Origin of the sequence: Streptomyces sp. NPDC102437 (assembly GCF_044765565.1) — a bacterium.
Lineage (GTDB): Bacteria > Actinomycetota > Actinomycetes > Streptomycetales > Streptomycetaceae > Streptomyces.
In genome coordinates this window covers 89,812-114,559 of the sequence record NZ_JBIWKI010000008.1, presented here as the reverse complement: position 1 = coordinate 114,559, position 24,748 = coordinate 89,812, and the positions used below count along the sequence as shown (strand labels likewise).

Genomic DNA, 24,748 nt, shown 5'->3' with positions numbered 1-24,748 from the left:
CGCGGTGGGCGGCTGCTCGGGGCGCGGCGGAGCGGTGGCGGGAGGGGCCGCGACGGGCGGGACGGTCGCGGGCACGTCGGGCGCGGGGGCCGGCGGCACCGGCCTCAGCCGGGCCGTCGTCTCCACGGGCGGGACGGCGGCCGCGGGCTCAGTTGTGCTCCGGCTCGTCGGGACCGGCGCGCCCGTGGAGGTCGTCGCGGGTCCCTGCGCCGGGGGCGTCGGTGGCGGAGTCGTGGGGCGGGGCGGGACAGGAGCGCGCTGCGCCTCGGTACTCATCCGCCCCCCCTGGTTCCGTTCCGTACCGCGCGCGGTTCGACTTCACAGGCAGGCCCGTTGATTGCCGCGTGCCGTCACTCTACGGGGTGGGACGGCCCCGGCGGGAGCGGGCGGTTCCCCGCCCGGGACGATCTGCGCAGTTCATCCCCCTACCCAGCGGTACGGACGTCTGGCAAGCTGCGGCCATGACTGCCCGTGCCGCTGACCGGACCCGTTACAACCGGGCCACCGCCCATCTGGACGCCCCGATCGCCATAGTCGATCTCGACGCGTTCGACGCCAATGCCGAGGATCTCGTCCGCCGGGCGGCCGGGAAGCCGATCCGCGTGGCGAGCAAGTCGGTTCGCTGCCGGACCCTGCTGGAGCGGGTGCTCGCGCGGCCCGGTTTCGCCGGGATCATGTCGTTCACACTGGCGGAGTCGCTGTGGCTGGCGCGGGCCGGGTTCGAGGACGTGCTGCTGGCCTATCCTTCGGCCGACCGGGCTGCCATCGCCGAGCTGGCCGCCGATCCGAAGCTGGCCGCCGCGGTGACGCTGATGGTCGACGACCACGCGCAGCTGGAGCTGATCGACGCGGCGCGGGCGGGCGGGAGCGAGGAGATCCGGGTCTGCCTGGAGCTGGACACCTCGCTCCAGCTGCTCGGCGGCCGGGTCAGGGTCGGCGCCCGGCGTTCGCCGCTGCGCTCCCCCGCCCAACTGGCGGAGCTGGCACGCTCGGTGGCGCGGCGGCCGGGATTCCGGCTGGTGGGCCTGATGGCGTACGAGGGCCATATCGCCGGGGTCGGGGACTCCGTCGCGGGCAAGCCGCTGCGCTCCCGGGCGGTCCGGCTGATGCAGGCCGCGGGCCGCAGGGAGCTGGCCGTCCGGCGGGCCGAGGTGGTGCGAGCGGTGCGAGCGGTGGCACCGGACCTGGAGTTCGTGAACGGCGGCGGCACGGGCAGTGTGCAGCACACCGCGGCCGAGCGTGCGGTGACCGAGATCGCGGCCGGTTCCGGGCTCTACGTGCCGAGGCTGTTCGACAACTACACGTCGTTCACGGCCCGTCCGGCGGCTCTGTTCGCCCAGCCCGTGGTGCGCCGGCCCGGTGTGGGGGTGGTGACGGTCCTCGGCGGCGGCTATCCGGCGTCCGGCCCGGCGGGCCCGGACCGGCTGCCCGTCCCGTATCTGCCGGAGGGGCTGCGCTACGACCCGCAGGAGGGGCCCGGCGAGGTGCAGACCCCGTTGCTCGGGGCCCCGGCCGACGATCTGCTGATCGGCGACAAGGTGTGGTTCCGGCACGCGAAGGCCGGTGAACTGTGCGAGCGCTTCGACGAGTTGCAGCTGATAGAGGGCGACCGGGTGACCGCGACGGTGCCGACGTACCGGGGCGAGGGCCGTACGTTCCTCTGAGCCGGACGGCCGCCGGGCGGCCGTTCAGTGCTCGATCGAGCTGCCCGCGCCGCCGCTCGTCGCGCTGTCGCCGATCGGCCGGATCCCCTTGGTGATGGTGTCCATGAGCCGGAGCGGCGGTCCGTCAAGGCCCGCGTCGAAGGCGTACCGCACGATGACCAGCGACTCGCTGCCGGTCGGTGACGGGAAGACGAGCGACTGCACGTAACCGCCTGGCCCCTTGGCCGTGTCGACCCGCCAGCGCACCTGGTAGCCGGCCCGTCCGGCGACGCTCACGGACCCGGAGTCGAGAACCTTGTGGGAGGTGATGCCGCCGTGGATCCGGTTGCCGACGATGTTCTTCTCGTAGGCGCCGTCGGCGGCGGTGGCGATGTCCTGTTCGGCGAGCTTCTCGGCGGAGGTGATGCCGGTGGCGCTCGCGACGCGGCTGGTGACCGTGGCGTGGTAGCAGAAGTCGGAGGAGCTGCCGGGGCAGTCGTAGGAGTCGACGGTACGCATGGTGAGGACCTGGTCGGCGGTCCTGGCGGGCTTCTCCCAGCCGTCGGGGATCGGCAGGGTGATGCCGTTGAGCTGGTCGACGAGGACCTTCGGGTCGTCCTCGGCCGGTGAACCGCTGGGCGACGGGGTGGCCGTGGCGGCGGTGGGCGAGGGTGCGGAGACGCCCGGCCCGGCCCCGGGCCGCGTACCGTCGTCGTCCCTGCCGAGCAGGACGGCGCCGGTGACCGCGGCGCCCACGACGATCAGTCCGGCCCCGGCGAGCGCGACGATGTGAGTGCTGCTCCGGCCGGATGCGGCGGAGCCGTTACCGCGTGGCGTGGTGACCGGCTCGGGCGGGCCGAACGGCTGCGGCGCGGCGGCCGGGCGGGTGTGCGCGGTCCACGCCGTACCGGCCCACCAGCGGTCGGTGCCCGGTGTCGCGGCGTCCGGATACCAGCCGGGCGGTGTCGCGTTGCTCATCCCCACACCTTAGGGTTCGGCCACCGGCACCGACCCGTCGATTGTCGGACTGTCCAATTGAGCCGAAGACTTAAGCCGTGAAGCTTAAGGTGTGCAGTTCAACCATTACTGGCCGGCCATCGGCCTGGAAGGGGAACGGGGCGTGGCCGGGGAAAGCGAGTACATCGACCGCCTGATGCCCGTACTGCGGCCCGTCCGGGCGGGGAACGGCTTCGAGGAGGCACTGGAGCAGATCCTCCAGGTGATCAGGCTCGGGCTGGTGCCGGGCGGTGGCCGGCTGCCGGCCGAGCGCGATCTCGCCGAGCTGCTGGGGATCAGCCGGGTGACCCTGCGCGAGGTGCTGAAGGTCCTCCAGGACCAGGGCCTGGTGGAGAGCAGGCGCGGCCGGTACGGCGGTACGTTCGTGCTGCGGCCCACCACCAGCCCCGGCGAGGACGAGCTGCGCCGGAGGATCGCTTCCGTCGACATCGAGGACGTGCTGCGCTTCCGCGAGGTGCTGGAGGCCGGGGCGGCCGAGCTGTGCGCCACGCAGGGGCTCGACGACGAGGGCGCGGACCGGCTGCGTGCCGCGCTGACTGCGACTCACGAGGCCCCGCTGCACGACTACCGCAGGCGCGACACCCTGCTCCATCTGACCCTGGCCGAACTCTCCGGGTCCGCGTCGCTGACGACGCAGTACGCGGCCGTCCGGGCCACCCTGAACGACCTGCTGGACTGCATACCGCTGCTGGTGCGCAACCTGGAGCATTCGCAGCACCAGCACACCAGCCTCGTCGAGGCGGTCCTCGACGGGGACGGGGAGGCCGCACGCGCGGTCATGCGCGAGCACTGCGCGGGTACGGCCGCACTGTTGCGCGGGTTCTTGACCTGAGTCGGAAGGGCTTGGCGCCCTTCGCCCGCCGCGGCCCCGACAGGCTTAAAGGTCTCCGCGTCCACCATTGCGGCCGTGGGGGCCGTCTCAGGGAGCGACGTCCCCGAGCCTGCCGCGCAGCCATCGCAGCGCCGCCGCGCCCTGGGCCCCCTGGAAGGCCCGTAGCGTCGGGAGACCGGGCGGGGCCGGCTTGAGTGATCCCGCCACGAAGTAGCCGGTCAGCGCGGCGAGTACCGCCGTCACTCCCGCCGGGTCGGCGTCCCGGCCCAGCGGGTGGGCGGTGAAGACGGCCTCCGGGTCGGGGCCGCCCTGCGCCGCCACGCACGGCAGCATCGTCAGCAGGTCGAACCAGGGAGCGGCGCGCAGCGCGTGGGGCCAGTCGACGAAGACCACCCGGTCGTCGGTGAGCAGGATGTTGTCGGCCCGCAGGTCGCTGTGGGCGAGGCTGTCCCCCGTGGCCGGTTCCGGCCAGCCCGACTCCAGTTCCGCGAGCAGGGCGAGGTTGCGCGCCGTCCACGGGGCGAGGCGGCCGGTGTCCCCGTCGGCCAGCAGGGTCCGCCAGCCGCTGAACATCCCGGCCTTGCGGTCGGCTGCGGCAGGTGCGTCGATCGGCGCCGGGGTGAGGGCCGCGCCCAGTTCGCCGACCGCCCTCAGGACCCGGTCCAGTTCGGTGGCGTTCCAGGGGACGCGGGGCTGGCGGCCGTCGATGTCCTGGAGGACGAGGGCGACCCGGGTGCCGTCGTCGTACGAACCCAGCAGCCGGGGCGCGGGGATGCCGGGCGGGAGCGCCGCGGTGTGGCGGGCCTCGGCGCGGTGCAGGTCGGGGCTGCCGGGGTTCGTCTCGGCGCTCACCGCCTTGACGAAGGCGCGCCGGCCGTCCGCGAGCCGGACGCGGGCGGCGACCCCCGGCGAGAACCCGCCGCTCTGGCTGCGCGCCTCGACGACCCGGCCGCCGAGGATGTCCTCGACGGCGTCGCGGACGGGTGCGGGGAGGTCGGCCCAGTGGTGCCGGACTCCGGTGGCGGGTGGAGCGATCACGTTCATCCGCGCATTCTTCGTCACGGAGCGGGCGCCCGCCAGCACTTCCACCAGCGTTTTCGCCGCGGCGCGAGGGGCCGGGGCATGGGGGGTCAGGACGTGAGGACCCAGGGGTCTTACGGGCCCAGGAGTCAGGTGTCCCGTCCCGTCAGTGACAGCAGGTCGCGGGCCGGGCCCGTCGGGCGGTGGCCCGAGGGCCAGACCGCGCGCAGCTGGCGCCGCAGGCGTACTCCGGCGACCGGGACCTTGACCAGCCGGCGCGAGGACAGTTCCTCGCCGAGCGCCAGTTCGCTCAGGACGCACGGCCCGGCGCCGCTCTCCGCCGCCCCCTTCACCGCGGTCGTGGAGGAGAGTTCGAGCAGCGGCTGGGCGAGGCCGCCGTGCACGGCGAGGGCCGCGTCCAGGACCTGGCGGGTGCCGGAGCCGTGTTCGCGCAGGATCAGCGGGGTCGCGGCCAGTTCCTGCGGCGTGAGGGGCGCCGGGCGGCGGGCCCAGGCATGGGACGGGGCGACCACGACGACGAGGCGGTCGTGGGCGATGACCGTGCCGTCGAGCCCTTCCGGCACAGAGAGGCCTTCCACGAATCCGAGGTCGGCCTCGCCGACCAGGAGCCGGCCCGCCACCGCCGCCGAGTTTCCGGCCAGCAGCGAGACCGCCGTGTCCGGCCGTTCGGCGCGCAGCGCTATCAGCCAGCCGGGCAGCAGGTATTCGGCGATGGTCATGGAGGCGGCGACCCGCAGCCTGGAGTCCCGCCGGTCGCGCAGCGCCTGCGCCCCGGCGTCGAACGCCTCCGCCGCCTCGATGATCCGGCGCGCCCAGTCGGTGACCAGCGCGCCCGCGTCGGTGAGCCGGGAGCCGCGCGGTGAACGGTCCAGCAGCGCCAGGCCGAGCTGGCGTTCCATGGACCGGATCCGGCTGCTGGCGGCGGGCTGGGTGACACCGACGTCACGGGCCGCGCGCCCCAGGCTGCCGTGCCGGGCCACGGCGAGCAGGAGTTCCAGCGCTCCGAGGTCGGGGATGCGGTGGGAGAGGGGGACATGCGCTTCACCGGCCATAAAGCCACCTTATGACCTCATAGAGACGGACTCCCTGGTGGGGCCCGGCCCCCGCCGCGAAAATCGTGGCATGGCCACCTTTCCGCAGACCCAGCAGACGCGACAGACGCAGCAGGCACGGCAGCCCCGGCAGGCGCAGCGGTCCTCGACCCCGCTTCCGGCCGCCGAGCGGCTGCCCGCCCTGCGATACCTCGGCCCCAACTGGTACGCGGCCGTGATGGGCACCTCGATCGTCGCGAGCGCGGGCGTCGCGCTGCCGGTGGACGTGCCGGGGCTGCGGGCCGCCTGCACGGTGGTGTGGGTGCTCGCGGTGGTCGCGCTCGCCGCGGTGCTCGCGGCCCGGAGCGGGCACTGGATCGCCCACCGCGACCAGGCCCGCAGCCATCTGCTCGACCCGGCCGTCGCCCCGTTCTACGGCTGTCTGTCGATGGCCCTGCTCGCGGTCGGCGGTTCGACGATGGTGGTCGGGCAGGATCTGATCGGGCACCGGGCGGCGCTCGCCCTGGACGTGGTGCTGTACTCGGCGGGCACGCTGATCGGGCTGGCCGCGGCGGTCGCGATCCCGTATCTGATGGTCGTACGCCACCGGATCGAGCCCGGCAACGCGTCACCGGTGTGGCTGCTTCCTGTGGTGGCGCCGATGGTCTCCGCGGCTCTGGGTCCGCTGCTGGTGCCCGAGCTGCCGGCCGGGCAGTGGCAGGAGGCGATGCTGCTGGCCTGCTACGCGATGTTCGGTCTGAGCCTGCTGGCCACGCTGGTGATGCTGCCGCTGATCTTCGCCCGGCTCGTCCACCAGGGGCCGCTGCCGCTCGCGCTGACCCCCACCCTGTTCCTGGTCCTCGGACCGCTGGGCCAGTCGACGACCGCGGTCAATCAGCTCGCCGATGTGGCGCGAGGTGCGATCGGGGAACCGTACGCCTCCGGGCTAGGGGTGTTCGCCGTGCTGTACGGGGTGCCGGTGATGGGGTTCGCGCTGATGTGGCTGGCGCTGGCCGTCGCGATGGTGGTGCAGGCGGCACGCAACGGCATGACCTTCGGCATGACGTGGTGGGGCTTCACCTTCCCCATCGGTACGTGTGTCACCGGCGCCGCCGGTCTGGCCCGGCACACCGGGCTCACCGCGTACACCTGGCTGGCCGTCGCGCTGTACGTCCTGCTGGTGGCGGCCTGGGCGGTGGCCGGGGTCCGGACGCTGCGCGGGCTGTTCAGCGGAGCGCTGCTCGCAGCACCGCAGGCGCCCGCACCAGTGACGGCCCGTACCACGTGAGGTACCGCCCGTCGACGAGTGCGGCGGGCAGTGCGGGGAAGGCCTCGGGCCCGTCGTCGGCGGTGAAGCGGTACGGCTCGTCGGGCAGGACGACCAGATCGGCGCCCGCCGCGCCGAGCACGTCGAGCGGGATGCGGGGGTAGCGCTCGGCGTGGCCGGCGTACACGTTCTCGACGCCCAGCCGGGCCAGCAGGTCCCCGGCGAAGGTGTCACGGCCCAGCACCATCCAGGGCCTGCGCCAGACCGGGATGATCGCGCGGCGGGGCGCACGGGGCGGCGGCAGCTCGGCCCAGGCCGCCTCGGCCTCGTCCAGCCAGCGCGGCCTGGCCAGCCCGCAGGCGGTGACCAGGACCCGGTCCAGTTCCTCGAAGGCCTGGTCGAGGGTGCGGATCTCCGTGACGAGCACCTCGGTCCCGGCGGCCCGGAGCGCCGCGAGGTCGGGCTCGCGGTTCTCCTCCTCGTTGGCGACGACCAGATCGGGCCGGAGCGCGAGGACGGCCGGAACATCGGGATTCTTGGTGCCGCCGATCCGGGCCGCGGCCAGCCCGGCCGGGTGGGTGCACCAGTCGGTGGCGCCGACCAGCAGGCCGGGCGCCGTGACGGCGACGGCCTCGGTGAGCGAGGGGACCAGGGAGACGACGCGCACGACGGGCCCTCTCAGCGGCGCGGGTCGTAGGTGGCGTCGATGTGCTCGGCGACCGCGACGACCAGCAGTCTGGTGCCGGGCACGGTGGCCCGCCAGCGGTGCCGCACCCCGCCGGACAGAAAGAGGGTGTCGCCCTGCTCCAGCCGGTACGCCTGCCCCTCGGCCTCCACCTCGGCGGCGCCCCGCACCACGTACATCAGCTCGTCGTTGCGGTGCTGGAACTCGCGCGCGAGGTCGATCTCCCCGGTGAACTCCAGGGCGCTGAGCTGGTGGCGTCCGCGCACCACCCTGCGTACGCCGTCGTGCTCGGCCGCCCGTACGACATCGACGGCGCGTGCCGAGTCCGCGGCGGCGCGCAGCCGTGCCGTGGTGGTCTCCAGGGCTTCGGCGACCCGGTCCAGGGACCGGGCGCTGGGCCGGGCCCGCTCGTTCTCGATCTGGCTGAGGAACGGCACGGACAGACCACTGCGGCCGGCGACCGCGGCCAGCGTGAGCCCCAGGGTCCTGCGCCTTCGGCGGACCGCGGCGCCCACGCGGAGTGCTTCCTTCTCGTCCATGTCCGGCTCCCTCCCGACTCGCCATCCTTCCGGCTGCCAGCACATTACGCACACGGTTGCGCAAGGTCGGCCGGATGACGAACGTCCGAAAACGCCGAAAGGGCGGGCCCGCCGACGGCGGTGCCCACCCTTTCCGGTCCTTCGGAACCTACGGGAAGTCCTCGGGAGGCCCTACTGCGGAGCCATCTTGTCCGCGATGCCCGGGTTCTTCTCCATCCAGGCCTTCACGGCCTCTTCCTCGTGCCCCGCACCGTGCTTCTGGATCTGGTTCTCCAGACCGGCGAGCTGGTCCTCGCTCAGCTTGAAGTCCTTGAACCACTTCGTCAGAACCAGGCCATCTCGACGGCGCGGTCGCGCTCGTCCTTGCCGGTCGCGGCCTTGGCGGGCGCGGCCTTGGCGACCGGGGTCCACTTGTCGGCGACGCCCGGGTTGGCCTTCAGCCAGGTGCGGACCGCTTCCTGCTCCTTGCCGGCGCCGGACTTCTGGATCTGCGCCTCAAGGCTGGTGAGCTGGTCCTCGGTCATCTTGAAGTTCTTGAGCCAGTTGCCGACCTCGGGGTTGTCGGCGGAGAAGCCCTTGCGGGCCAGGGTGTGGATGCCGTCGCCCTTGCCCCAGAGGTTCTCGGGGTCCTTGAGCTTGGTGAGCTCGAACTGGTTGTAGGCCCAGTGCGGCGACCAGAGCGGAACGACGATCGGTTCCTTCTTGGCGTACGCGCGCTTCAGCTCGGCCAGCATCGACGGCGTGGACCCGTCGACGACCTTGTACTCCTTGTCCAGGCCGTAGCCCGGCAGGATCTTGTCCTTGAGCAGGCCCATCTCACCGGCGCTCGGCTCGATGCCGACGATCCGGTTCTTGAACTGCGAACCCTTGCCCTTGAGGTCGGCGAGGGACTTGACGTCCTTCATGTACGAGGGGACGGCCAGCTCCAGCGAGGTGGGGCCGTACCAGGAGCCCATGTCCTCCAGGCGGTCCTGGTACTTCTTCCAGTAGCTGGCGTGGGTGACCGGGAGCCAGGAGTCGGTCTCGAAGTCGATCTGGCCGTTGGCCATACCGGTGTAGAGCGCCCCGGCCTCGTACTGCTTGACGTCGACCTCGAAACCGCGCCGTTCCAGCATCTCCTTCCAGAGGAAGGTGGAGGCGATGCCCTCGTCCCACGGGATGTACCCCATGCTGATCTTCTTGCCCGCGCCGATGTCCGAACCCTCGGCGGTGTTCTCGGCGTTGTCCGAGCCGGACGAGCCGAAGACGCCCAGGGCGCCCGCGACGAGCGCGAGGACGACGACGCCGGAGACCGCGACGACGGGCTGCGGGCGGTGGTTCCAGATCTTGAAGCCGCCGGCCATCGCCTGCGCCTTGGCGAGCGCGCGGCGGGCGAGCGGGGAGACCTCGCGGCCGAGGGCGCCGGTCATCCGGTCCAGGTACATCGCCACGATGACGATGGAGATGCCCGCCTCGAAGCCGAGGCCGACGTCCACGTTGCCGATGGCGCGGTAGACGGCGCCGCCGAGGCCGCCGCCGCCGACCATGCCGGCGATGACCACCATGGACAGGCCCAGCATGATGACCTGGTTGATGCCCGCCATGATCGTGGGCAGGGCGAGCGGCAGCTGGACCCGCAGCAGGGTGTTGCGCCGGGTGGTACCGAAGGCCTCGGCCGCCTCGACGAGCTCGCCGTCGACCTGGCGGATGCCGAGCTCGGTCATCCGGACGCCCGGGGGCAGCGAGAAGATGATGGTGGCGATGATGCCGGGCACCACGCCGACGCCGAAGAAGATGACGCCGGGGATCAGATAGACCATGGCGGGCATGGTCTGCATGAAGTCCAGGACCGGCCGGGTCACCGCGCTGACGGTCTTGGAGCGGGACGCCCAGATGCCCAGCGGTACGGCCAGCACCAGCGCGATGATGGTGGCGACGAGCACCAGGGTGAGGGTGTCCATCGCCTCGTCCCACAGCTCGACGGAGTCGATGACGGCGAAGCCCACGAAGGCGAGCACACCGGCGAGCAGACCGCGCAGCCACCAGGCGATGACCGCGACGATGCCCGCGAAGAGCAGTGGGGCGGGGGCGGAGAGAACGGCGGCTATGCCGTCGAACATGTTGCTGACTATGGAGCTGATCGCGTCGAACAGCCAGGCGAGATGGGCCTGGAGCCAGTCGACGGCGGAGTCGACCCAGTCACCGAGAGGAAGCCTAAACACTGGCCACCTTCTTCGTGAGGGTCGCGCTGGTCCGGACGTCCTTCGGGGCCTCGGCGGGGGTCATCGGCTCACCGAGGACGGCGAGCAGCCGGGCGCGCGGGACGACACCGATGAGCTTGCCCTCGGCGTCGGTCACGGCGACGGCGGCCCCGCTCTGCGAGCAGGGTGTGAAGAGCTCGATGATCGGCGTGGCCTCGGTGACGGTGGCAGGGGCGGCCGCGAGCACGTCGGCGGCGGTGCGCAGCTCCTTGCCGTCGTCCGTGCTGGTGCCCATGACGGTGTGCGGTTCGGCCATGATGGCGCCCGCGGTCAGCACCCGGGTCCGGTCGACGTCCTGGGTGAAGGAGGCGACGTAGTCGTTGGCCGGGGTGACGAGGATGTCCTCGGCGGTGCCGAGCTGGACGATCTTCCCGTCGCGCATCACAGCGATGCGGTCGCCGAGGCGCATGGCCTCGTTGAGGTCGTGGGTGATGAAGACGATGGTCTTCTTCAGCCGCTTCTGGAGTTCGAGCAGCTGGTCCTGCATGTCGCGTCGGATCAGCGGGTCGAGTGCGCTGAAGGACTCGTCCATCAGCAGCAGGTCGGCGTCGGTGGCCAGGGCGCGGGCCAGCCCGACACGCTGCTGCATGCCGCCGGACAGCTCGTCGGGCCAGGACTTCTCCCAGCCGGCCAGGCCGGTCAGCTCCAGGGCCTCGGCGGCGCGCTTCTCGCGCTCGGCGCGGGGCACACCCTGCACTTCCAGGCCGTACGCGGCGTTCTCCAGCACACTGCGGTGGGGGAAGAGCGCGAAGTGCTGGAACACCATGCTGATCTTGGTGGACCGGACGTGGCGCAGCTCGGCGGGGCTCAGGGCGGTCAGGTCCTGGCCGTCGAACAGCACGCGCCCGGCAGTGGGCTCCAGGAGTCCGTTGAGCATGCGCAGCAACGTGGACTTCCCGGACCCGGACAGACCCATCACGACGAAGATCTGTCCCGGCTCCACGGTGAACGAGGCGTCGATCACCGCTGCGGTCGTTCCGTCGGCGCGCAGCTCGTCGCGGTCTGCGCCGCCTTCGAGCTTCTGCACGGCTTGACCGGGTCGTCTGCCGAACACCTTGTACAAGCGTTCAGCTTGCAGCCTTGACACATACACCTCGCGGGTTGAACCGAAAAACGGTCTGCCAACCCCCTCCGGCAGACCGTGGAGCGGCGCGGATTCGGCCCGCATGGCACGTGCACTGGTTGAAACCGGTACGTGATCCGCTCCGGCTGCGCGCCTGCCCCCGCTTACACATAGCAAACACAAGAGTGACCCAGGTCATATTTGAGCGGTGATCACCGTTGCCCGCTCCTTCACCCCGAAGTCATCCGGAGTGACCCCGACGTCACCCGAAGCCTTCCGCGCCCGGCGTCCGGGGCGATCGGTGTCAGTGGGGTGCGGCATCATCGGGGTGTGACGCGACGCCTGATGCTCCTCGACACCGCTTCCCTCTACTACCGCGCCTACTTCGGGGTCCCCGACTCGGTGCGCGCCCCGGACGGGACACCGGTCAACGCCGTGCGCGGGCTGCTCGACTTCATCGGGCGCCTGGTGCAGGACCACCGGCCGGACGACCTGGTCGCCTGCATGGACGCGGACTGGCGGCCCCACTGGCGGGTCGAGCTGATCCCGACGTACAAGGCTCACCGGGTCGCGGTGGAGACCGCAGAGGGGCTGCCCGACGAGGAGGAGACCCCCGACACGCTGGCCCCGCAGGTGCCGGTCATCGAGGACGTACTCGACGCGCTCGGCATCGCCCGCGTCGGCGTCGCGGGCTACGAGGCGGACGACGTGATCGGCACGCTCACCGGCCTCGCCACCGGCCCCGTGGACATCGTCACCGGCGACCGGGACCTCTACCAGCTGGTCGACGACGCGCGTGGGATCCGGGTGCTCTACCCGCTGAAGGGGGTCGGCTCGCTCCAGCCGACCGACGAGGCGTGGCTGCGGGAGAAGTACGGCGTGGACGGCTCCGGCTACGTGGATCTCGCCCTGCTGCGCGGCGACCCCAGCGACGGGCTGCCGGGAGTCCCGGGCATCGGCGAGAAGACCGCGGCGAAGCTGCTGGACGCCTTCGGTGACCTGGCCGGGATCATGGCCGCCGTCGACGACCCGAAGGCCAAGCTGACGCCGTCGCAGCGCAAGCGGCTCGACGAGGCGCGGGACTACCTGGCCGTCGCGCCGAAGGTGGTCCGCGTCGCCGGTGACGTACCGCTGCCGGAATTCGATCCCACGCTGCCCGCCGGGCCGCGCGATCCCGACGCCCTGGAAGCCCTCGCCAAGCGGTGGGGACTGGGCGGAGCGGTACAGCGCCTGCTCTCCACTCTCCAGAGCTGAGGTGCTAGCTTAGGTAAGCCTAAGCAATCAGAGCAGGGAGAACCTCGTGGCAGAACGACCGGCGCGGCAGGCACCCCGGGCGCAGGGGGCCGAGGTGCTGCGCACCGAACGGATCACCCCGCACATGGTGCGCGTGGTGCTCGGCGGTGAGGGCCTCGCCGGCTTCGAGCTCGCCGGGTTCACCGACCACTACGTCAAACTCTGCTTCGCCCCCGAGGGCGCCGACTACGCGCACCCCTTCGACATGGCCCGCATCCGCGAGGAGCAGCCGCGCGAGCTGTGGCCCACGACCCGTACGTACACGGTGCGTTCCTGGGATCCGGCCACCCGTGAGCTGGCGATCGACTTCGTGGTCCACGGCGACGAGGGCCTCGCCGGGCCCTGGGCACTGCGGGCGGCCCCGGGCGACCAGGTGACCTTCCTCGGTCCGGGCGGCGGCTACGGCCCGGAAGCCTCGGCGGACTGGCATCTGCTGGCGGGCGACGAGAGCGCTCTGCCGGCCGTCGCGGCGGCCCTGGAGCGGATGCCGGCGGGTGCGGTGGTGCATGCGTTCATCGAGGTGGCGGACGCCGCCGAGGAGCAGAAGATCGTGACGTCGGACGGTGTCGGTGTGACCTGGTTGCACCGCGGGGAGCGGCCGGTCGGCGAGGCGCTGACCGCCGCGGTGAAGGGGCTCGATTTCCCCGCGGGCGAGGTCCAGGCGTTCGTGCACGGCGAGGCGGGCTTCGTGAAGGACATCCGCCGCCATCTGCGCCTGGAGCGCGGGATCCCGCTCTCCCGGCTGTCGATCTCGGGCTACTGGCGGCTCGGCCAGAACGACGACGCCTGGCGCTCGGTCAAGCGCGAGTGGAACGCACAGGTGGAGCGCGAGCAGGAAGGCGCCGCGTAACACCGGATCGCTCAGGTATGCCCCGGCCCCCGGCCGGGGCATACCGGCGTCCGGGCCCCCGGCTCACCCACCGGCGCCCGGCACCTCCGCGCTTCCCATGCCCTCGCCGACCGGACCGCCTTCCATGTCGCCGTCCCCGTCGTAGGCGCGCGCGGACGCGTCCACGTGCGCGAGCCGTCGCAGCGCGTTGAACATCGCCTCGCCCAGCACCGTGCCCACCACCACGCTCTCCACCAGGTCCTCGCGCGCCACCCGCCGCCCCACGTAGTCGAGGTCGGCTCGCGCGACCGGTTCGGCGGCGGCCGCGTAGTCGTCGAGCAGCTCGACGAAGCCGCCGTGCCCCGCCCGCCGCAGCGCGACGATCACCCCGGCCAGGGACTCTCCCGCCCGACCGTGCGCCTCGACCCGCCAGCCCCGCCGCTCCACCAGCTCCGCCACCTCGTCGCGGGCATCCTCCAGTTCGGGCCCCGCCTCGTCCTCGTGCAGCGGAGTGAGGCGCTTCGCCGCGGCGTTCAGCACCTTGTGCACCGGCTGCGCCGGATCCTCGACCACCCGCAGCACATCGCCGATGGCGGCCAGCGAGAGCCCGCCGACATCCAGCAGGGCGCGGATCAGCCGCAGCCTGCGCTCGTGCCCGGAGTCGTAACTCGCCTGGTTCGGACTGGTCAACTGCCCTGCCGGCAGCAGCCCTTCACGTACATAGAACTTGATCGTCGGTACCGGGACCCCGGACCTGCTGCTCAACTCGCCGATGCGCACCGCGTGTTCTTCCTTCCGCGCTTGCCGACTTCCGCGCTTGCCAGTCCCCCGACCCATCATAGATAGTTCCACTATCGGATAGCGGGAAGTGCCGCTATCCATAACCTCTGAGGGGTCCTCATGTCCTCCTGGCGTTCCTGGCATCGCCCGTTAGTCCTCTTCGCCGCGGTGATGGCCGTCATGACGGTCGTCTCGGCCATCGGCCTCATAGCCGACGACCGGGTCCTCGCGGGCGCGGCGATATGGTTCAAACCGTTCAAGTTCGCGGTCTCGTTCGTCGTGTACGCACTCGCCCTCGCCTGGATGCTGACGCTGGTCACCCGTGGCCGACGGATCGGCTGGTGGGCCGGGACCGTGGTCGCGCTGTCCAGCCTGGCCGAGATGGCGATCATCACCGGGCAGGTGATCCGCGGGAAGCGGAGCCACTTCAACCACGCCACACCGTTCGACGAGTCGCTGTTCAACGCGATGGCCGTCACCGTCGTCATCCTCTGGACCAGCACTCTGGTCATCGCGATCCTGCTGCTGCGCGCCCGGATCGCCGACCGCGCCTCCGCCTGGGCGATCCGCTCGGGTGTACTGCTCGCCCTGGTGGGCGCCGGATTCGGCTTCCTGATGACCCAGCCAACCCGCGAGCAGCGGGCGGCCGGGAACCTGGACACCGCCGATGTGATCGGCGCGCACTCCGTGGGCGTACCGGACGGCGGCCCGTCGATGCCGCTGACCGGCTGGTCCACGACCGGCGGCGATCTGCGAATCCCGCACTTCATCGGAATGCACGCGCTCCAGCTGCTGCCGCTCTTCCTGCTCGCGCTGGTCGCCCTGGCCCCGCGCTTCGCGCGGCTGCGCGACCCGCGGGTCCGGCTGCGGCTGGTACTGGTGGCCTCGGGGGCGTACGCGGCGGTCGTCGCGCTGGTCACCTGGCAGGCGCTGCGCGGCCAGCCGCTGATCCACCCCGACGGTGCGACGCTCGGTGCCGCCACGCTGATCGTGGTCGCGAGCACCGTCGGGACGCTGGGGGCGCTGAGGCCGGCTCCCCCGGGGCGGCGAACAGGCACGAGCCCCGAATCCGACGCCGTCTCCGGCTCCGAATCCGCTTCCGCCCAGAAGGAGTTCGCGTCATGACCGGTGCGCTCTTCAAGATCTCGTTCTTCCTGGCAGCTCCGTTCTGGCTGCTCATGATTCTGGCGCCCAACTGGCGTCCCACCGCGCGCGTCGCCGCCTCGCCGCTCACCGTCCTGCCGGTGCTGGCGCTCTACCTGATCATGGCCGTGCCCGTCTTTCCCGAGCTCTGGGGCGCGGTGCGCAGCCCCGACATCGACACCTTCCGCGATCTGATGGCGCTGGCGAACGGGGCCGGGGCGATCTGGGCGCAGGTGATCGCCTGGGATCTGCTGCTGGGCCAGTGGATGTACCTGGAGGGGCGGCGGCTGGGGATCTCGCCGCTGGTGATGGGGCCGTTGCTGGTGCTGACCGTTCTGCTGTCGCCGTTCGGGCTGCTGGTCTTCCTCGCGGTGAGGGCGGTACTGAAGCCGAGGACCCGGCCCGGGAGTGCGGTTCCGGACCGGGTCGGCGGTACGACGCTGTCGTAGGCGCGCCTGTCGGACGGACTTCTGGTACGAGCGGAACGTGCGGGTCGACAGCGCGACCGCCACCACCGCGAGAAGCAGCAGGGCTCCCCCGTGGCCGAGCACCACGCCCCAGTCCGGGGCGGCGGTCAACGCGGAACGGCCCGCCACCATCGCCCGGTCGACCGGGTCGAAGTCGGCGACGTGACGCATCCAGGACGGCATCTGGCGGGGCGCGTCAATCAAGATGTATCGCGATTTCCGGGAGGCGTGGAAGGATCTCGCGCACCGGTCCGCCAGAGAGGGAGCCCGTGTGAAGGAAGCCGCGCACACCGGCGGAGCGTCGTCGGCGGGGCCCGACCTCCAGGAGTTGCTGGGACTGGTCGCCCGGGGCGATCAGGAGGCCTTCGCCGCGGTGTACGCCGCCGTGAGCGGGCCCGTCCTCGGGCTGGTACGGAACGTGCTCCGGGATCCGGCCCAGGCGGAGGAGGTCGCGCAGGAGGTCCTGGTCGAGGTGTGGCGGTCGGCCCCCCGCTTCCGGCCCGCCCGCGGCAGCGCGATGAGCTGGGTGCTGACCCTCGCCCACCGCCGGGCCGTGGACCGGGTCCGCTCGGCCGAGGCGTCGGCGGCCCGTGAGCGCGCGGCGGCGCTGCTGGACCGTACGCCTGCCTACGACCAGGTCACCGAGCAGGTGGAGACCCGGTTGGAGCACGAACAGGTCCGCCGCTGCCTGGGGCGGCTCTCCGAGGTGCAGCGCCAGTCCGTGACCCTCGCGTACTACCGGGGGTTGACCCACCGCGAGGTGTCGGAGCTGCTCTCCGTGCCGCTCGGGACGGTCAAGACACGGCTGCGCGACGGACTGACCCGGCTGCGCGACTGCCTCGGGACGAGCGAATGACCGGCACCGGGCCGATACCGGGGCCACACCGGGCCGCCGCCGCAAGCGCACACCCCCATGACCGGGAAGGGCACACTCCATGGCTGTCTCCGTCGCACTGTTCACCTCCGACCTTCGGGTGCACGACAACCCGGTGCTGCGGGCCGCGGTACGGGAGGCGGATGCCGTCGTTCCGCTGTTCGTGCGCGACCGGGGCATCCACCGGACCGGCTTCGACGCACCGAACCGGCTGGCCTTCCTCGCCGACTGCCTCGCCGATCTCGACGCGGCGCTGCGCCACCGCGGCGGACGGCTCGTGGTCCGGGACGGCGATGTGGTGGCCGTCGCCCGTGCCGTGGCCGTGGAGACCGGGGCGCGGAGTCTGCACGTCGCCGACGGGGTGAGCGGGTACGCGACGCACCGCGAGAGCCGGCTCCGTACGGAGCTGGCGGCGGTCGGCTGCGCCGTGCACGTCCACGACGCGGTGGTCACCGCGGTCGCCCCGGGCCGGCTCGTCCCGGCGGGCCGTGACCACTACGCGGTGTTCACGCCGTACCTGCGCCGATGGCAGGAGTCGGGGGTACGGGGAACACTGGCCGCGCCGCGGGCGGTGCGGCTGCCGGAAGGAGTGGAGTCGGGACCGCTGCCGGAGCGGGCGGAGGTGGCCGGTGTCTCACCCGGGCTCGCGAGGGGCGGCGAGTCGGCCGGACGCCGGCTGCTGTCGTCCTGGCTGTGCGGCCCGCTGGCCGACTACGAGAGCGGCCACGACGATCTGGCCGGTGATTCGACCTCCAGGCTCTCCCCCCACCTCCACTTCGGCTCGCTCTCGGCAGCCGAAGTGATCAACCGGGCGAGGCAGCGGGGCGGACCGGGCGCCGACGCGTTCGTACGGCAGCTGGCGTGGCGGGACTTCCACCACCAGGTGCTCGCCGCACGGCCGGACGCCGCCCGGGAGGACTACCGCACCCGGCACGACCGCTGGCGGTGCGACGAGGACGAGATCCAGGCCTGGCGCACGGGTCGCACCGGCTATCCGCTGGTCGACGCGGCGATGCGGCAGCTGGCGTACGAGGGCTGGATGCACAACCGGGGCCGGATGCTCGTGGCCGGCTTCCTCACCAAGACGCTGTATGCCGACTGGCGGGTGGGTGCGCGGCACTTCCTGGACCTGCTGGTCGACGGCGATGTGGCGAACAATCAGCTCAACTGGCAGTGGATGGCGGGCACCGGCACCGACACCCGGCCCAACCGGCTCCTGAATCCGGTGGTCCAGGGCAAGCGGTTCGATCCGCGCGGCGCCTATGTGCGCCGCTGGGTGCCGGAGCTCGCGGAGCTGGCGGACGGCGAGATCCATGAGCCGTGGAAACTCACCGGGCCGCGCCGGGCCGCGATCGACTACCCGGATCCGCTCGTCGGCCTGGCCGAGGCACGCGCCCGGTTCGAACGGGCCCGCGGCCTGTGACGGCCCGCGACCGATCGGGTGAGGTACCAATCCGCCCGGCGCCGGGCGACGAATCCCGGTCGTGAGTGAACACCGAGACGACGCACAGACCACCGGAACCGCCCGGCCCCCACGACCGGGCGCGACGCGCACCGCCCTCGCCGCGCTCAGCGGTCTGATCGCCGGATTCTGCGCCCTGGCGGTCGCCGAGCTGGCCGCGGCCCTCGTACGTCCCGAGGCGGGCCCGGTCACGGCGGTGGGAGGTGCGGTGATCGACGGCACACCCCCGGCCGTGCGGGACTTCGCCGTACGGAACTTCGGCACCGCCGACAAGCTGGCGCTCCGGCTCGGGATCCTGGTCCTCCTGGCGCTCTTCGCCATGGCGATCGGGGTACTGGCGCTACGTCACCGAAGGCTGGGTTCGGCCGCCGTCCTGGTCTTCGGCCTGGTCGGGGCGGTGGCGGCGGCAGGGCGTCCGGAGGGCGTGCCGGCCGATGCGCTGCCGTCGGTGGTGGGGGCCGCGGTGGCGGTGGCGGTGCTGTACCTCCTGGTCGGACGGCTCGCACCGGCGCCCGGTCCCGGTCCCGCTCCTGCTACTGCTACTGCTCCTGCTCCTGCTCCTGCTCCCGCGGACGGCGACTTCGACCGCCGCGGCTTCGTGGTCGCGGCCACCGCCACGGCTGCGGTCTCCGCCGGCGCGGGGCTCCTGGGCCGCCGGCTCGCCTCCTCCGTCCAGGCGGGGGCCTCCGCCTCCCGTCATGACCTGGTCCTCCCGGCCCCGCGGTCCGCCGCCCCGGCGGTGCCGGCCGGGGCCGATCTGAGGATCCGGGGGCTGACCCCGTTCATCACGCCGGACAAGGACTTCTACCGGGTGGACACGGCGCTGGTCGTGCCACGCGTCGATGCCGGCGCCTGGCGGCTGAGGATCCACGGCCGTGGTGTGACGCGGCCCGCCACCGTCGGCCTCCACGACCTGCTGCGAAGGGAGGTCGTCGAACGCGACATCACCCTGGCCTGCGTGTCCAACGAGGTCGGCGGACCCCTGGTCGGCAACGCCAGGTGGCTCGGGGTACGGCTGGCCGACCTGCTGCGCGAGGTGGGAGTACGCCCCCCGTCCGAGGGCGGCCCCGCCGACCAGATCGTGGCGCGTTCCGTCGACGGCATGACGATCGGCACACCGGTGGAAACGGTCATGGACGGCCGTGACGCGATGCTCGCCTTCGGCATGAACGGTGAGCCGCTGCCCTTCGAGCACGGCTTCCCGGTCCGGATGGTCGTCCCCGGCCTGTACGGATACGTGTCAGCCTGCAAGTGGATCGAGGACATCGAGCTGACCACGTTCGCCGCCTACGACGCCTACTGGGTCCGGCGCGGCTGGGCCCAGCAGGCACCGGTCAAGACCGAGTCCCGGATCGACACCCCCCGCCCGTCCGCCTCCCCGAAGGCCGGCGTCGTGCCGGTGGCCGGGGTCGCCTGGGCCCAGCACCGCGGCATCTCCAGGGTCGAGGTCCGGGTGGACGGCGGGAAGTGGCACACCGCCCGCCTGGCCGCCGCCGGAACCCGCGACACCTGGCGCCAGTGGGTGTGGGAGTGGCCCGCCGCATCCGGCCGTCACACCCTGGAGGTCCGCGCAACCGACGGAACCGGCGCCACCCAGACCGGCATCCGTACGGGCACCGTGCCCGACGGTGCGACCGGCTGGCACTCGGTGGTGGTCGATGTGTCCTGAGCCCGGCTCCCCCACAAAGCACAGGCGGGAACACCTCTGCGACGTACAGCAGGAACTCGCGCTCCGTACCCTGACCGGATGAGACGTCCGGGCATGGTGGAGCGGCAGGACAGGGTGGCGGGTGCCGTCGTCGGTTCGGCGGTGGGTGACGCGTTGGGCGCGCCCTTCGAGTTCGGGCCCGCCGGTGTGTACACGGCGCGCTTCCCCGACGGCGTCGGCACGATGTGCGGGGGCGGCGGCTGGGCCCCCGGTGAGGCCACGACGCAGATGGCCGTGCTGGTCGCTGAGTCCCTGCTGGAGCGGGGCGGTCTGGACCTTCCCGACATGTTCGGCCGGTTCTGCAGGTGGGCGGCGGGCGACCCGAAGGACATCGGGCTCCAGACCGAGGAAGTCCTGACGAGCGGTGAGGAGTGGGACCTCGCGGCGGCGCTGCACTTCCAGGTGAGCGGACGTGCGGCGGGCAATGGTTCGCTGATGCGGGCGGCCACCTCCGCCGTGTACTTCGCGGCCCTGGGCCGTGCGGCGACCATGGACGCCGCCCGCCGGATCGCCGCCCTGACTCACGGCGACCGGGCCGCCTGGGAGGGCACCGCCGTGCTCCACGAGCTGATCCGGGTGGCGCTGGACGGCGGCGATCCGCTCTCCGTCGTCCCGGACGCCCTGGAGAGCGTGCACGAGGATCACCGGCGCCGTTGGGCCGCCGTCCTCGCGCCCGGCTGGCGCCCGGAGGCGGCGACGGAGTTCAACGGTGCGGTCTGGCCGTGCCTGGGCACCGCGCTGTGGGCGCTGCGCACGACGGATTCGTACGAGAACGCCCTGGCCGCCGCTGTGGACGTGGGCGGGGACACCGACACGGTCGCCGCCGTGACCGGCGCCCTGGCGGGTGCGGTGCACGGCTTCGGCGCGATCCCCCCGCGCTGGACCGAGCCGCTGCACGTACCTCTTCCGGGGTACGGGGACCGGGTGCTGCGGACGCCCGGACTGGTGGCCCTGGCCCGGCGGCTGGACAGTGCGTCACCGCGTGCGGTTCCCACGGATTTCCGCGAGTCCTGAATCTACACATAAGGGCGATATAAGCGCAGAATGGCAGAGCAGGCCCTCAACGCGCACAACCGGCGCGGTCGGTCGCTGCGGCGGTCGACGGTCTGCCAGGAGCGAAGGAGACGAACCCCATGTCAAACATCTCGCACACCGGCCGTGACATGGCCAGTCACCCCGATGTCTCCGAAATGCGCGATCGTTATGCCCGCATGCTCGGTGGCCGCGATGTGGCCCTGGTGGACGCACCGGTGTTCCTCGTCGGTCTCTACTGCGCCATCTCGCCGTGGGTGCTGCACTTCACGGCAAGTCAGCCCACACTCGCGACGCACAACCTGATCATGGGTCTCGCGATCGCCGCGCTGGGCCTCGGGTTCACCGTGATGCCGGAACGCATGTACGGCCTGAGCTGGGCCATCTGCGCGATGGGGATCTGGACGATCCTCGCGACGTGGATCGTCGGCAGCAGCCCCGACCTCGGCATCGTCCTCAACAACGTCATCATCGGCGGCCTGACCATACTGCTGGGCCTGGCCTGCGTCGCCGTGTCCATGAAGAGCGGCAAGCGGACGGTCTGAGACGAGGGATCGTCCGGCGGAAGGGAATGCCCGGCCGGCCCGCTCCGTGCGGACCGGCCGGGCGCCGGAGCGGGCCGGCCCGTGGGTCAGCTCTCGCGGAACGGCAGGTGGTCCACGTCGTACCCGAAGTACCGCGGCCCTGCGAGCGCCAGGCCGCCCGGGGCGGTCCAGCGCGGGTCGCAGGGCGCCGCGAGGACGCTGACGCGCAGGCCGTAACGCAGCCCTTCCGTGGTCACCGGATCGCCGGTGTCGGTGTCCAGCACGCAGATCAGGTCGGGCATGGTGGCGACCGTCCCGCCGTCGCGGGTGGCCAGCAGATGCTCGTTCTGGAAGCCGAGTTCGAGCACCCGGCCCGCGTCCTCTCCGATGCCCTCCATCCGGGCGCTGCCCCGGGTGAAGCCTCCCTCGGTGCGGCGGCTGACGTCGATCACCTCGCCGGTCAGCAGATGGGTTCCGGACAGCATGGTCCGGGCCGCGAGCACCGGGTCGGGGTGCGCCGCCCGCGCCTCGCGCACCGCTGCGCCCAACCGCTCGGCGAGTGTCAGCATGGCGGGGACGAGCCCGTCGGTGAGCTGGTCGCCGCGCATCACGGTGTCGGCGCTGGAGATCTGGCAGCTTTGCCCTTGTCGTCGGCGAGCGCCATCGGGGTGTTGGCCACCCCGATCAGGCCGGGCAGCACCATCTGCGCCTCGGGGAAGGCGCGGCCCATGGCGTCGCCGTCGACCAGCGGCAGCCCGGCCTCCGCCGCGCACGCGATGGGCAGCATGGAGTTGACGCCGCCGACCTCGATCGGCGCGATGTGGGTGGCGGCCCGGCCGATGTGCTTCTCCAGGGCGCGCAGCGCGGCCACTTCCTCGCCCCCGGCAGGGACGCGTTCCAGTAGCACCGTCGGTGCCCCCATCCCCCTGGGATCGGCCCCGGCCCGTACGGCGCCGGCCCGGGCCAGATCCCGCACCTCGTCCCGTACGGCGTCGAGCCGTCGGCCGGGTCCCCGGCGGACGATCCGGTCGTACTGGCCGCCGACCGGGCTGGCCGCCGCGCCGAACGCCCCGGCGACGCCGCCGTGTCCGGGCCGTACGACGTCGAACCCGGCCAGCACCTCGGCGGGTACGCCGCCCGCACCGCCGCCGACCAGGATCAGCGGGAGGAGTCCGGCGGCGGGGCGCATCCGGTCGGCGGCCTCGGCGAGTTCGCGGTGTGCGTCGGCGCGCACGGTGATCAGGTCGGGGAAGCGCACGCTGACCGGGACACCGCCGAAGCGTTCTCCGGGGCCGGCCTCCTGGGGGTAGCCGCCGGTCAGCGCACCGACCCGGGCGCGGCGTTCACCGATGTCGGCGACCACGGCGTCCTTGAGCCTTGCCAGGAGTCCGGCGCCGCGGATGGTGCAGGCGGGTCCGCTGCCCAGGCTGAGTCCGGGCTGGCGGCGCAGGTACTCCAGGCTCATCAGCGTGCCGTCGCTGCGGGTGACGAGGACGGCGGCGGCGGGGGCGAGGCCGAGCCGGGGCAGGGTGTCGGTCAGTTCGTCGGCGACCCGGGCCACGAGCACGGACAGGGCCGCGTCGAGGACCGTGGCGTTCTCGCGGGCCAGCAGGTCGAGGGTGCCGACGTCGCTGGAGAGCAGGACGGTCGTGTCCGGGCCCGTCTCGGCGCGCAGGATCTCGGCGGCCTCCCGCTCCTGGCCCCCGTCGACGGGCGAGAACACGGCGGTGACGGCGAACGCCTCGGCGCGTCCGGCCGGCGAGGCGCCGAACCGGGCGACCGCGTCCCGGTCGAGCGGCGTGGTGTCACGGGGGACCAGACCACCGCCGCCCCGCACGTTCGCGGCGTCGGCGCACACGGCGTCGCGCAGCGCCTCGGGCCAGCCGAACAGCGGCCGCACGGCGTCGGCGGCCGGGCCGCCGACCCGCAGCACGCCGACCCGGGCGAGCCCGTGCCGTTCCCTGACCGCTCGGGCGGCGACCCGCAGGCCCACGGCGAGCTGGGTGGCCCGGCCGCGCAGTTCGGCGGGGAGCGCGCGGACGGCGGCGGCGAGCGATCCGACGGCGTCCCCGGCCAGCGAGGTCACCTTGACGGCCCGCACCGCCCGGTCCCCGTCGAGGAGCACGGCATCGGTGTTGGTGGGCCCGACATCCACACCGAGGATCATGAGGTGCCTCGCCGGAGCCCGGAACCCGTCGGCGGCTCCGGCGAGGCCGGCCAGACCGAATGCGGCGGGCCCGGCGAGCCGCAGGCCCTCGAGGGTGTACCAGACGGGGTCCGAGGGGAGCGTGACGAGGTGGACGCGCAGTCCGTAGCGGACCTCCTCGACCGGGACGGCCCAGCCGGTCGTCACGTCGACCAGGGCGATGACGTCCGGTACGACGGCGAGCGGGATGCCGTCCTCCAGGGCCGCGACGAATTCGCTGCGGGCCTCGACGAGCACCAGCCGGCCCGCGTCGGAGCCGCCGCCCTCCAGCAGGACGCCCGTGGCGTCGTCGCTGTCGGCGCCCTCGGTGGCGTACCTGCCGGACGGAGGAGACCTTGCCGGTCAGCAGCGGGGCCGGGCCTTCGCCGCGGCCCAGCGCCAGGGCGCGGGTGACCGATCCGAGGACGGCGTGCCGGGCCGCCTGCCCGGCGGTGAGCGGGTAGTCGGTGGACGCGGCGCGCCCGCCGAAGGCGACGACGGCGGCGCGGGCGAACTGTTCGAGGTGCGCGCCGTCCACGTCGTCGACCACGGCGGTGTGACCGTGCTCGTCGGCGAGGACGGCCGGTCCCGGACGCAGCCCGGCCAGCTCCAGGACGTTCTGGTCCATCCGGGGAAAGGCCCGGCCCATCGAGTCGGCGTCGAGCAGCGGCAGCCCCAGCCGGGCCGCCCAGGCGACGGCGACACAGCCGTTGAGGCCGCCGATCTCGCTGCTCATCACCGCGGCGACCGGTGCGCCGTGCAGCGCCTCGAAGCGGTCCCGCAGCCGTGCGGGCTCGGCCCGGCCGCCGATCCGTTCGGCGGCGACGGCGGGCGATCCGACCAGCCCCACCGGCATGACGAGCCCGTCGGCGGGGAGCGCCGCCGGGCCGACGACGGGCACCGGACCGCATTCCTCGATCGCCTGTCCGGCGACGGGGAGGGTCACATCGGCGGGTCCGCCGCCCCCTGATCCCAGGACGGCACAGCCCCGCGCGAAGTCGGCGAGTGCTCTGGCGTCCACGTGCATGAATCCCAGCGTACGGAGACGGATCGCGCCCCCCATGGGCCATGGGCCCGTGATGCGGCGGCCGGG

General features: G+C 72.7%; 22 protein-coding genes and 2 pseudogenes. 12 read left to right on the top strand and 12 right to left on the bottom strand.

The features are described from left to right. Positions 1 to 461 precede the first annotated feature (461 nt). On the top strand, positions 462 to 1,664 hold the full coding sequence (locus ACIRJP_RS12755) for an amino acid deaminase/aldolase (RefSeq protein WP_404171969.1): 1,203 nt from the start codon (positions 462 to 464) through the stop codon (positions 1,662 to 1,664). Positions 1,665 to 1,688: 24 nt separating this feature from the next. Here ACIRJP_RS12755 and ACIRJP_RS12750 read toward each other — a convergent pair whose 3' ends face one another. After that, a complete protein-coding gene (locus ACIRJP_RS12750; RefSeq protein WP_404171966.1) occupies positions 1,689 to 2,621 on the bottom strand; it encodes a DUF2510 domain-containing protein in 933 nt (310 codons plus the stop codon). A 175-nt stretch (positions 2,622 to 2,796) separates the two neighbouring features. On the opposite strand from ACIRJP_RS12750, the gene ACIRJP_RS12745 reads away from it, so the two are divergent. Continuing rightward, positions 2,797 to 3,492, top strand: a complete 696-nt coding sequence (locus tag ACIRJP_RS12745; protein WP_404172295.1) for a FadR/GntR family transcriptional regulator — start codon at positions 2,797 to 2,799, stop codon at positions 3,490 to 3,492. Positions 3,493 to 3,579: 87 nt separating this feature from the next. Here the strand turns inward: ACIRJP_RS12745 and ACIRJP_RS12740 are convergent, their stop codons facing one another. Together ACIRJP_RS12740 and ACIRJP_RS12735 are read right to left on the bottom strand one after the other, a co-directional pair. Continuing rightward, positions 3,580 to 4,536 (bottom strand): aminoglycoside phosphotransferase family protein, encoded by a 957-nt coding sequence (locus ACIRJP_RS12740; RefSeq protein ID WP_404171963.1) that lies wholly within the window; start codon positions 4,534 to 4,536, stop codon positions 3,580 to 3,582. A gap of 125 nt (positions 4,537 to 4,661) precedes the next feature. After that, positions 4,662 to 5,585: a LysR family transcriptional regulator gene (locus ACIRJP_RS12735; RefSeq protein WP_404171960.1), complete on the bottom strand. Its 924-nt coding sequence runs from the start codon at positions 5,583 to 5,585 to the stop codon at positions 4,662 to 4,664. Positions 5,586 to 5,655: 70 nt separating this feature from the next. On the opposite strand from ACIRJP_RS12735, the gene ACIRJP_RS12730 reads away from it, so the two are divergent. Beyond that, positions 5,656 to 6,852 carry a TDT family transporter gene (locus ACIRJP_RS12730; protein WP_404171957.1) on the top strand — a complete coding sequence of 399 codons (1,197 nt, stop codon included), beginning with the start codon at positions 5,656 to 5,658 and terminating at the stop codon, positions 6,850 to 6,852. On the opposite strand, the gene ACIRJP_RS12725 is transcribed toward ACIRJP_RS12730, so the two are convergent. The 4 genes from ACIRJP_RS12725 to ACIRJP_RS12710 form a co-directional block, all read right to left on the bottom strand. Continuing rightward, a complete protein-coding gene (locus tag ACIRJP_RS12725; protein ID WP_404171955.1) occupies positions 6,791 to 7,498 on the bottom strand; it encodes a helical backbone metal receptor in 708 nt (235 codons plus the stop codon). The genes ACIRJP_RS12730 and ACIRJP_RS12725 overlap by 62 nt on opposite strands. An 11-nt stretch (positions 7,499 to 7,509) precedes the next feature. Next, on the bottom strand, positions 7,510 to 8,055 hold the full coding sequence (locus ACIRJP_RS12720; protein WP_404171952.1) for a helix-turn-helix domain-containing protein: 546 nt from the start codon (positions 8,053 to 8,055) through the stop codon (positions 7,510 to 7,512). 323 nt (positions 8,056 to 8,378) lie between these two features. After that, a complete protein-coding gene (locus ACIRJP_RS12715; RefSeq protein ID WP_404171949.1) occupies positions 8,379 to 10,256 on the bottom strand; it encodes an ABC transporter permease/substrate binding protein in 1,878 nt (625 codons plus the stop codon). Further along, positions 10,249 to 11,322: a glycine betaine/L-proline ABC transporter ATP-binding protein gene (locus ACIRJP_RS12710; RefSeq protein WP_404171946.1), complete on the bottom strand. Its 1,074-nt coding sequence runs from the start codon at positions 11,320 to 11,322 to the stop codon at positions 10,249 to 10,251. The genes ACIRJP_RS12715 and ACIRJP_RS12710 overlap by 8 nt, the downstream gene beginning before the upstream one ends. 381 nt (positions 11,323 to 11,703) lie before the next feature. On the opposite strand from ACIRJP_RS12710, the gene ACIRJP_RS12705 reads away from it, so the two are divergent. Both ACIRJP_RS12705 and ACIRJP_RS12700 read left to right on the top strand, forming a co-directional pair. Beyond that, complete coding sequence (locus ACIRJP_RS12705) at positions 11,704 to 12,612, top strand: 5'-3' exonuclease H3TH domain-containing protein (RefSeq protein WP_404172292.1); 909 nt, start codon at positions 11,704 to 11,706, stop codon at positions 12,610 to 12,612. A 46-nt stretch (positions 12,613 to 12,658) separates the two neighbouring features. Beyond that, positions 12,659 to 13,501, top strand: a complete 843-nt coding sequence (locus ACIRJP_RS12700; protein WP_404171943.1) for a siderophore-interacting protein — start codon at positions 12,659 to 12,661, stop codon at positions 13,499 to 13,501. Positions 13,502 to 13,564: 63 nt separating this feature from the next. On the opposite strand, the gene ACIRJP_RS12695 is transcribed toward ACIRJP_RS12700, so the two are convergent. Next, a complete protein-coding gene (locus ACIRJP_RS12695; RefSeq protein ID WP_404171940.1) occupies positions 13,565 to 14,260 on the bottom strand; it encodes a MerR family transcriptional regulator in 696 nt (231 codons plus the stop codon). Between the two features lie 120 nt (positions 14,261 to 14,380). On the opposite strand from ACIRJP_RS12695, the gene ACIRJP_RS12690 reads away from it, so the two are divergent. After that, positions 14,381 to 15,385 carry a hypothetical protein gene (locus tag ACIRJP_RS12690; RefSeq protein WP_404171937.1) on the top strand — a complete coding sequence of 335 codons (1,005 nt, stop codon included), beginning with the start codon at positions 14,381 to 14,383 and terminating at the stop codon, positions 15,383 to 15,385. After that, positions 15,382 to 15,852, top strand: a complete 471-nt coding sequence (locus ACIRJP_RS12685) for an ABA4-like family protein (protein ID WP_404171934.1) — start codon at positions 15,382 to 15,384, stop codon at positions 15,850 to 15,852. The genes ACIRJP_RS12690 and ACIRJP_RS12685 overlap by 4 nt, the downstream gene beginning before the upstream one ends. A gap of 12 nt (positions 15,853 to 15,864) precedes the next feature. On the opposite strand, the pseudogene ACIRJP_RS12680 reads toward ACIRJP_RS12685, so the two are convergent. Then, positions 15,865 to 16,065 (bottom strand): annotated as a pseudogene (locus tag ACIRJP_RS12680) (ABC transporter permease); the annotation flags it as partial. A 76-nt stretch (positions 16,066 to 16,141) separates the two neighbouring features. Between ACIRJP_RS12680 and ACIRJP_RS12675 the strand changes: the two are divergent. From ACIRJP_RS12675 to ACIRJP_RS12655, 5 genes are all read left to right on the top strand, one after another. Next, entirely contained in the window at positions 16,142 to 16,726 is a 585-nt protein-coding gene (locus tag ACIRJP_RS12675; protein ID WP_404171931.1) for a sigma-70 family RNA polymerase sigma factor, read from the top strand. Between the two features lie 79 nt (positions 16,727 to 16,805). Further along, a complete protein-coding gene (locus ACIRJP_RS12670; protein ID WP_404171928.1) occupies positions 16,806 to 18,167 on the top strand; it encodes a cryptochrome/photolyase family protein in 1,362 nt (453 codons plus the stop codon). Between the two features lie 61 nt (positions 18,168 to 18,228). Beyond that, the gene (locus ACIRJP_RS12665) at positions 18,229 to 19,875 is read left to right on the top strand and encodes a molybdopterin-dependent oxidoreductase (protein ID WP_404171925.1); all 1,647 of its coding nucleotides are present in this window, start codon (positions 18,229 to 18,231) and stop codon (positions 19,873 to 19,875) included. Positions 19,876 to 19,953: 78 nt separating this feature from the next. After that, on the top strand, positions 19,954 to 20,928 hold the full coding sequence (locus ACIRJP_RS12660; RefSeq protein ID WP_404171922.1) for an ADP-ribosylglycohydrolase family protein: 975 nt from the start codon (positions 19,954 to 19,956) through the stop codon (positions 20,926 to 20,928). Between the two features lie 119 nt (positions 20,929 to 21,047). Next, positions 21,048 to 21,491 (top strand): SPW repeat protein, encoded by a 444-nt coding sequence (locus ACIRJP_RS12655; RefSeq protein ID WP_266736039.1) that lies wholly within the window; start codon positions 21,048 to 21,050, stop codon positions 21,489 to 21,491. Positions 21,492 to 21,577: 86 nt separating this feature from the next. Here the strand turns inward: ACIRJP_RS12655 and ACIRJP_RS12650 are convergent, their stop codons facing one another. The 3 genes and pseudogenes from ACIRJP_RS12650 to ACIRJP_RS12640 all read right to left on the bottom strand — a co-directional run. Then, complete coding sequence (locus ACIRJP_RS12650; RefSeq protein ID WP_404172289.1) at positions 21,578 to 22,078, bottom strand: DUF917 domain-containing protein; 501 nt, start codon at positions 22,076 to 22,078, stop codon at positions 21,578 to 21,580. Then, positions 22,078 to 23,946: a DUF917 family protein gene (locus tag ACIRJP_RS12645; RefSeq protein ID WP_404172286.1), complete on the bottom strand. Its 1,869-nt coding sequence runs from the start codon at positions 23,944 to 23,946 to the stop codon at positions 22,078 to 22,080. The genes ACIRJP_RS12650 and ACIRJP_RS12645 overlap by 1 nt, the downstream gene beginning before the upstream one ends. A 157-nt stretch (positions 23,947 to 24,103) precedes the next feature. Further along, positions 24,104 to 24,682, bottom strand: a pseudogene (locus tag ACIRJP_RS12640) (DUF917 domain-containing protein); the annotation flags it as partial. Between the last annotated feature and the right edge of the window lie 66 nt (positions 24,683 to 24,748).

Excerpts from the sequence above, each read along its gene's own strand:
- ACIRJP_RS12650 (WP_404172289.1), bottom strand. The coding sequence starts at position 22,078 with ATGCGCGGCGACCAGCTCACCGACGGGCTCGTCCCCGCCATGCTGACA.
- ACIRJP_RS12735 (WP_404171960.1), bottom strand. The coding sequence starts at position 5,585 with ATGGCCGGTGAAGCGCATGTCCCCCTCTCCCACCGCATCCCCGACCTC.
- ACIRJP_RS12750 (WP_404171966.1), bottom strand. The coding sequence starts at position 2,621 with ATGAGCAACGCGACACCGCCCGGCTGGTATCCGGACGCCGCGACACCG.
- ACIRJP_RS12745 (WP_404172295.1), top strand. The coding sequence starts at position 2,797 with ATGCCCGTACTGCGGCCCGTCCGGGCGGGGAACGGCTTCGAGGAGGCA.
- ACIRJP_RS12670 (WP_404171928.1), top strand. The coding sequence starts at position 16,806 with ATGGCTGTCTCCGTCGCACTGTTCACCTCCGACCTTCGGGTGCACGAC.
- ACIRJP_RS12730 (WP_404171957.1), top strand. The coding sequence starts at position 5,656 with ATGGCCACCTTTCCGCAGACCCAGCAGACGCGACAGACGCAGCAGGCA.
- ACIRJP_RS12705 (WP_404172292.1), top strand. The coding sequence starts at position 11,704 with ATGCTCCTCGACACCGCTTCCCTCTACTACCGCGCCTACTTCGGGGTC.
- ACIRJP_RS12690 (WP_404171937.1), top strand. The coding sequence starts at position 14,381 with ATGTCCTCCTGGCGTTCCTGGCATCGCCCGTTAGTCCTCTTCGCCGCG.
- ACIRJP_RS12660 (WP_404171922.1), top strand. The coding sequence starts at position 19,954 with ATGAGACGTCCGGGCATGGTGGAGCGGCAGGACAGGGTGGCGGGTGCC.
- ACIRJP_RS12740 (WP_404171963.1), bottom strand. The coding sequence starts at position 4,536 with ATGAACGTGATCGCTCCACCCGCCACCGGAGTCCGGCACCACTGGGCC.
- ACIRJP_RS12720 (WP_404171952.1), bottom strand. The coding sequence starts at position 8,055 with ATGGACGAGAAGGAAGCACTCCGCGTGGGCGCCGCGGTCCGCCGAAGG.
- ACIRJP_RS12655 (WP_266736039.1), top strand. The coding sequence starts at position 21,048 with ATGTCAAACATCTCGCACACCGGCCGTGACATGGCCAGTCACCCCGAT.
- ACIRJP_RS12685 (WP_404171934.1), top strand. The coding sequence starts at position 15,382 with ATGACCGGTGCGCTCTTCAAGATCTCGTTCTTCCTGGCAGCTCCGTTC.
- ACIRJP_RS12755 (WP_404171969.1), top strand. The coding sequence starts at position 462 with ATGACTGCCCGTGCCGCTGACCGGACCCGTTACAACCGGGCCACCGCC.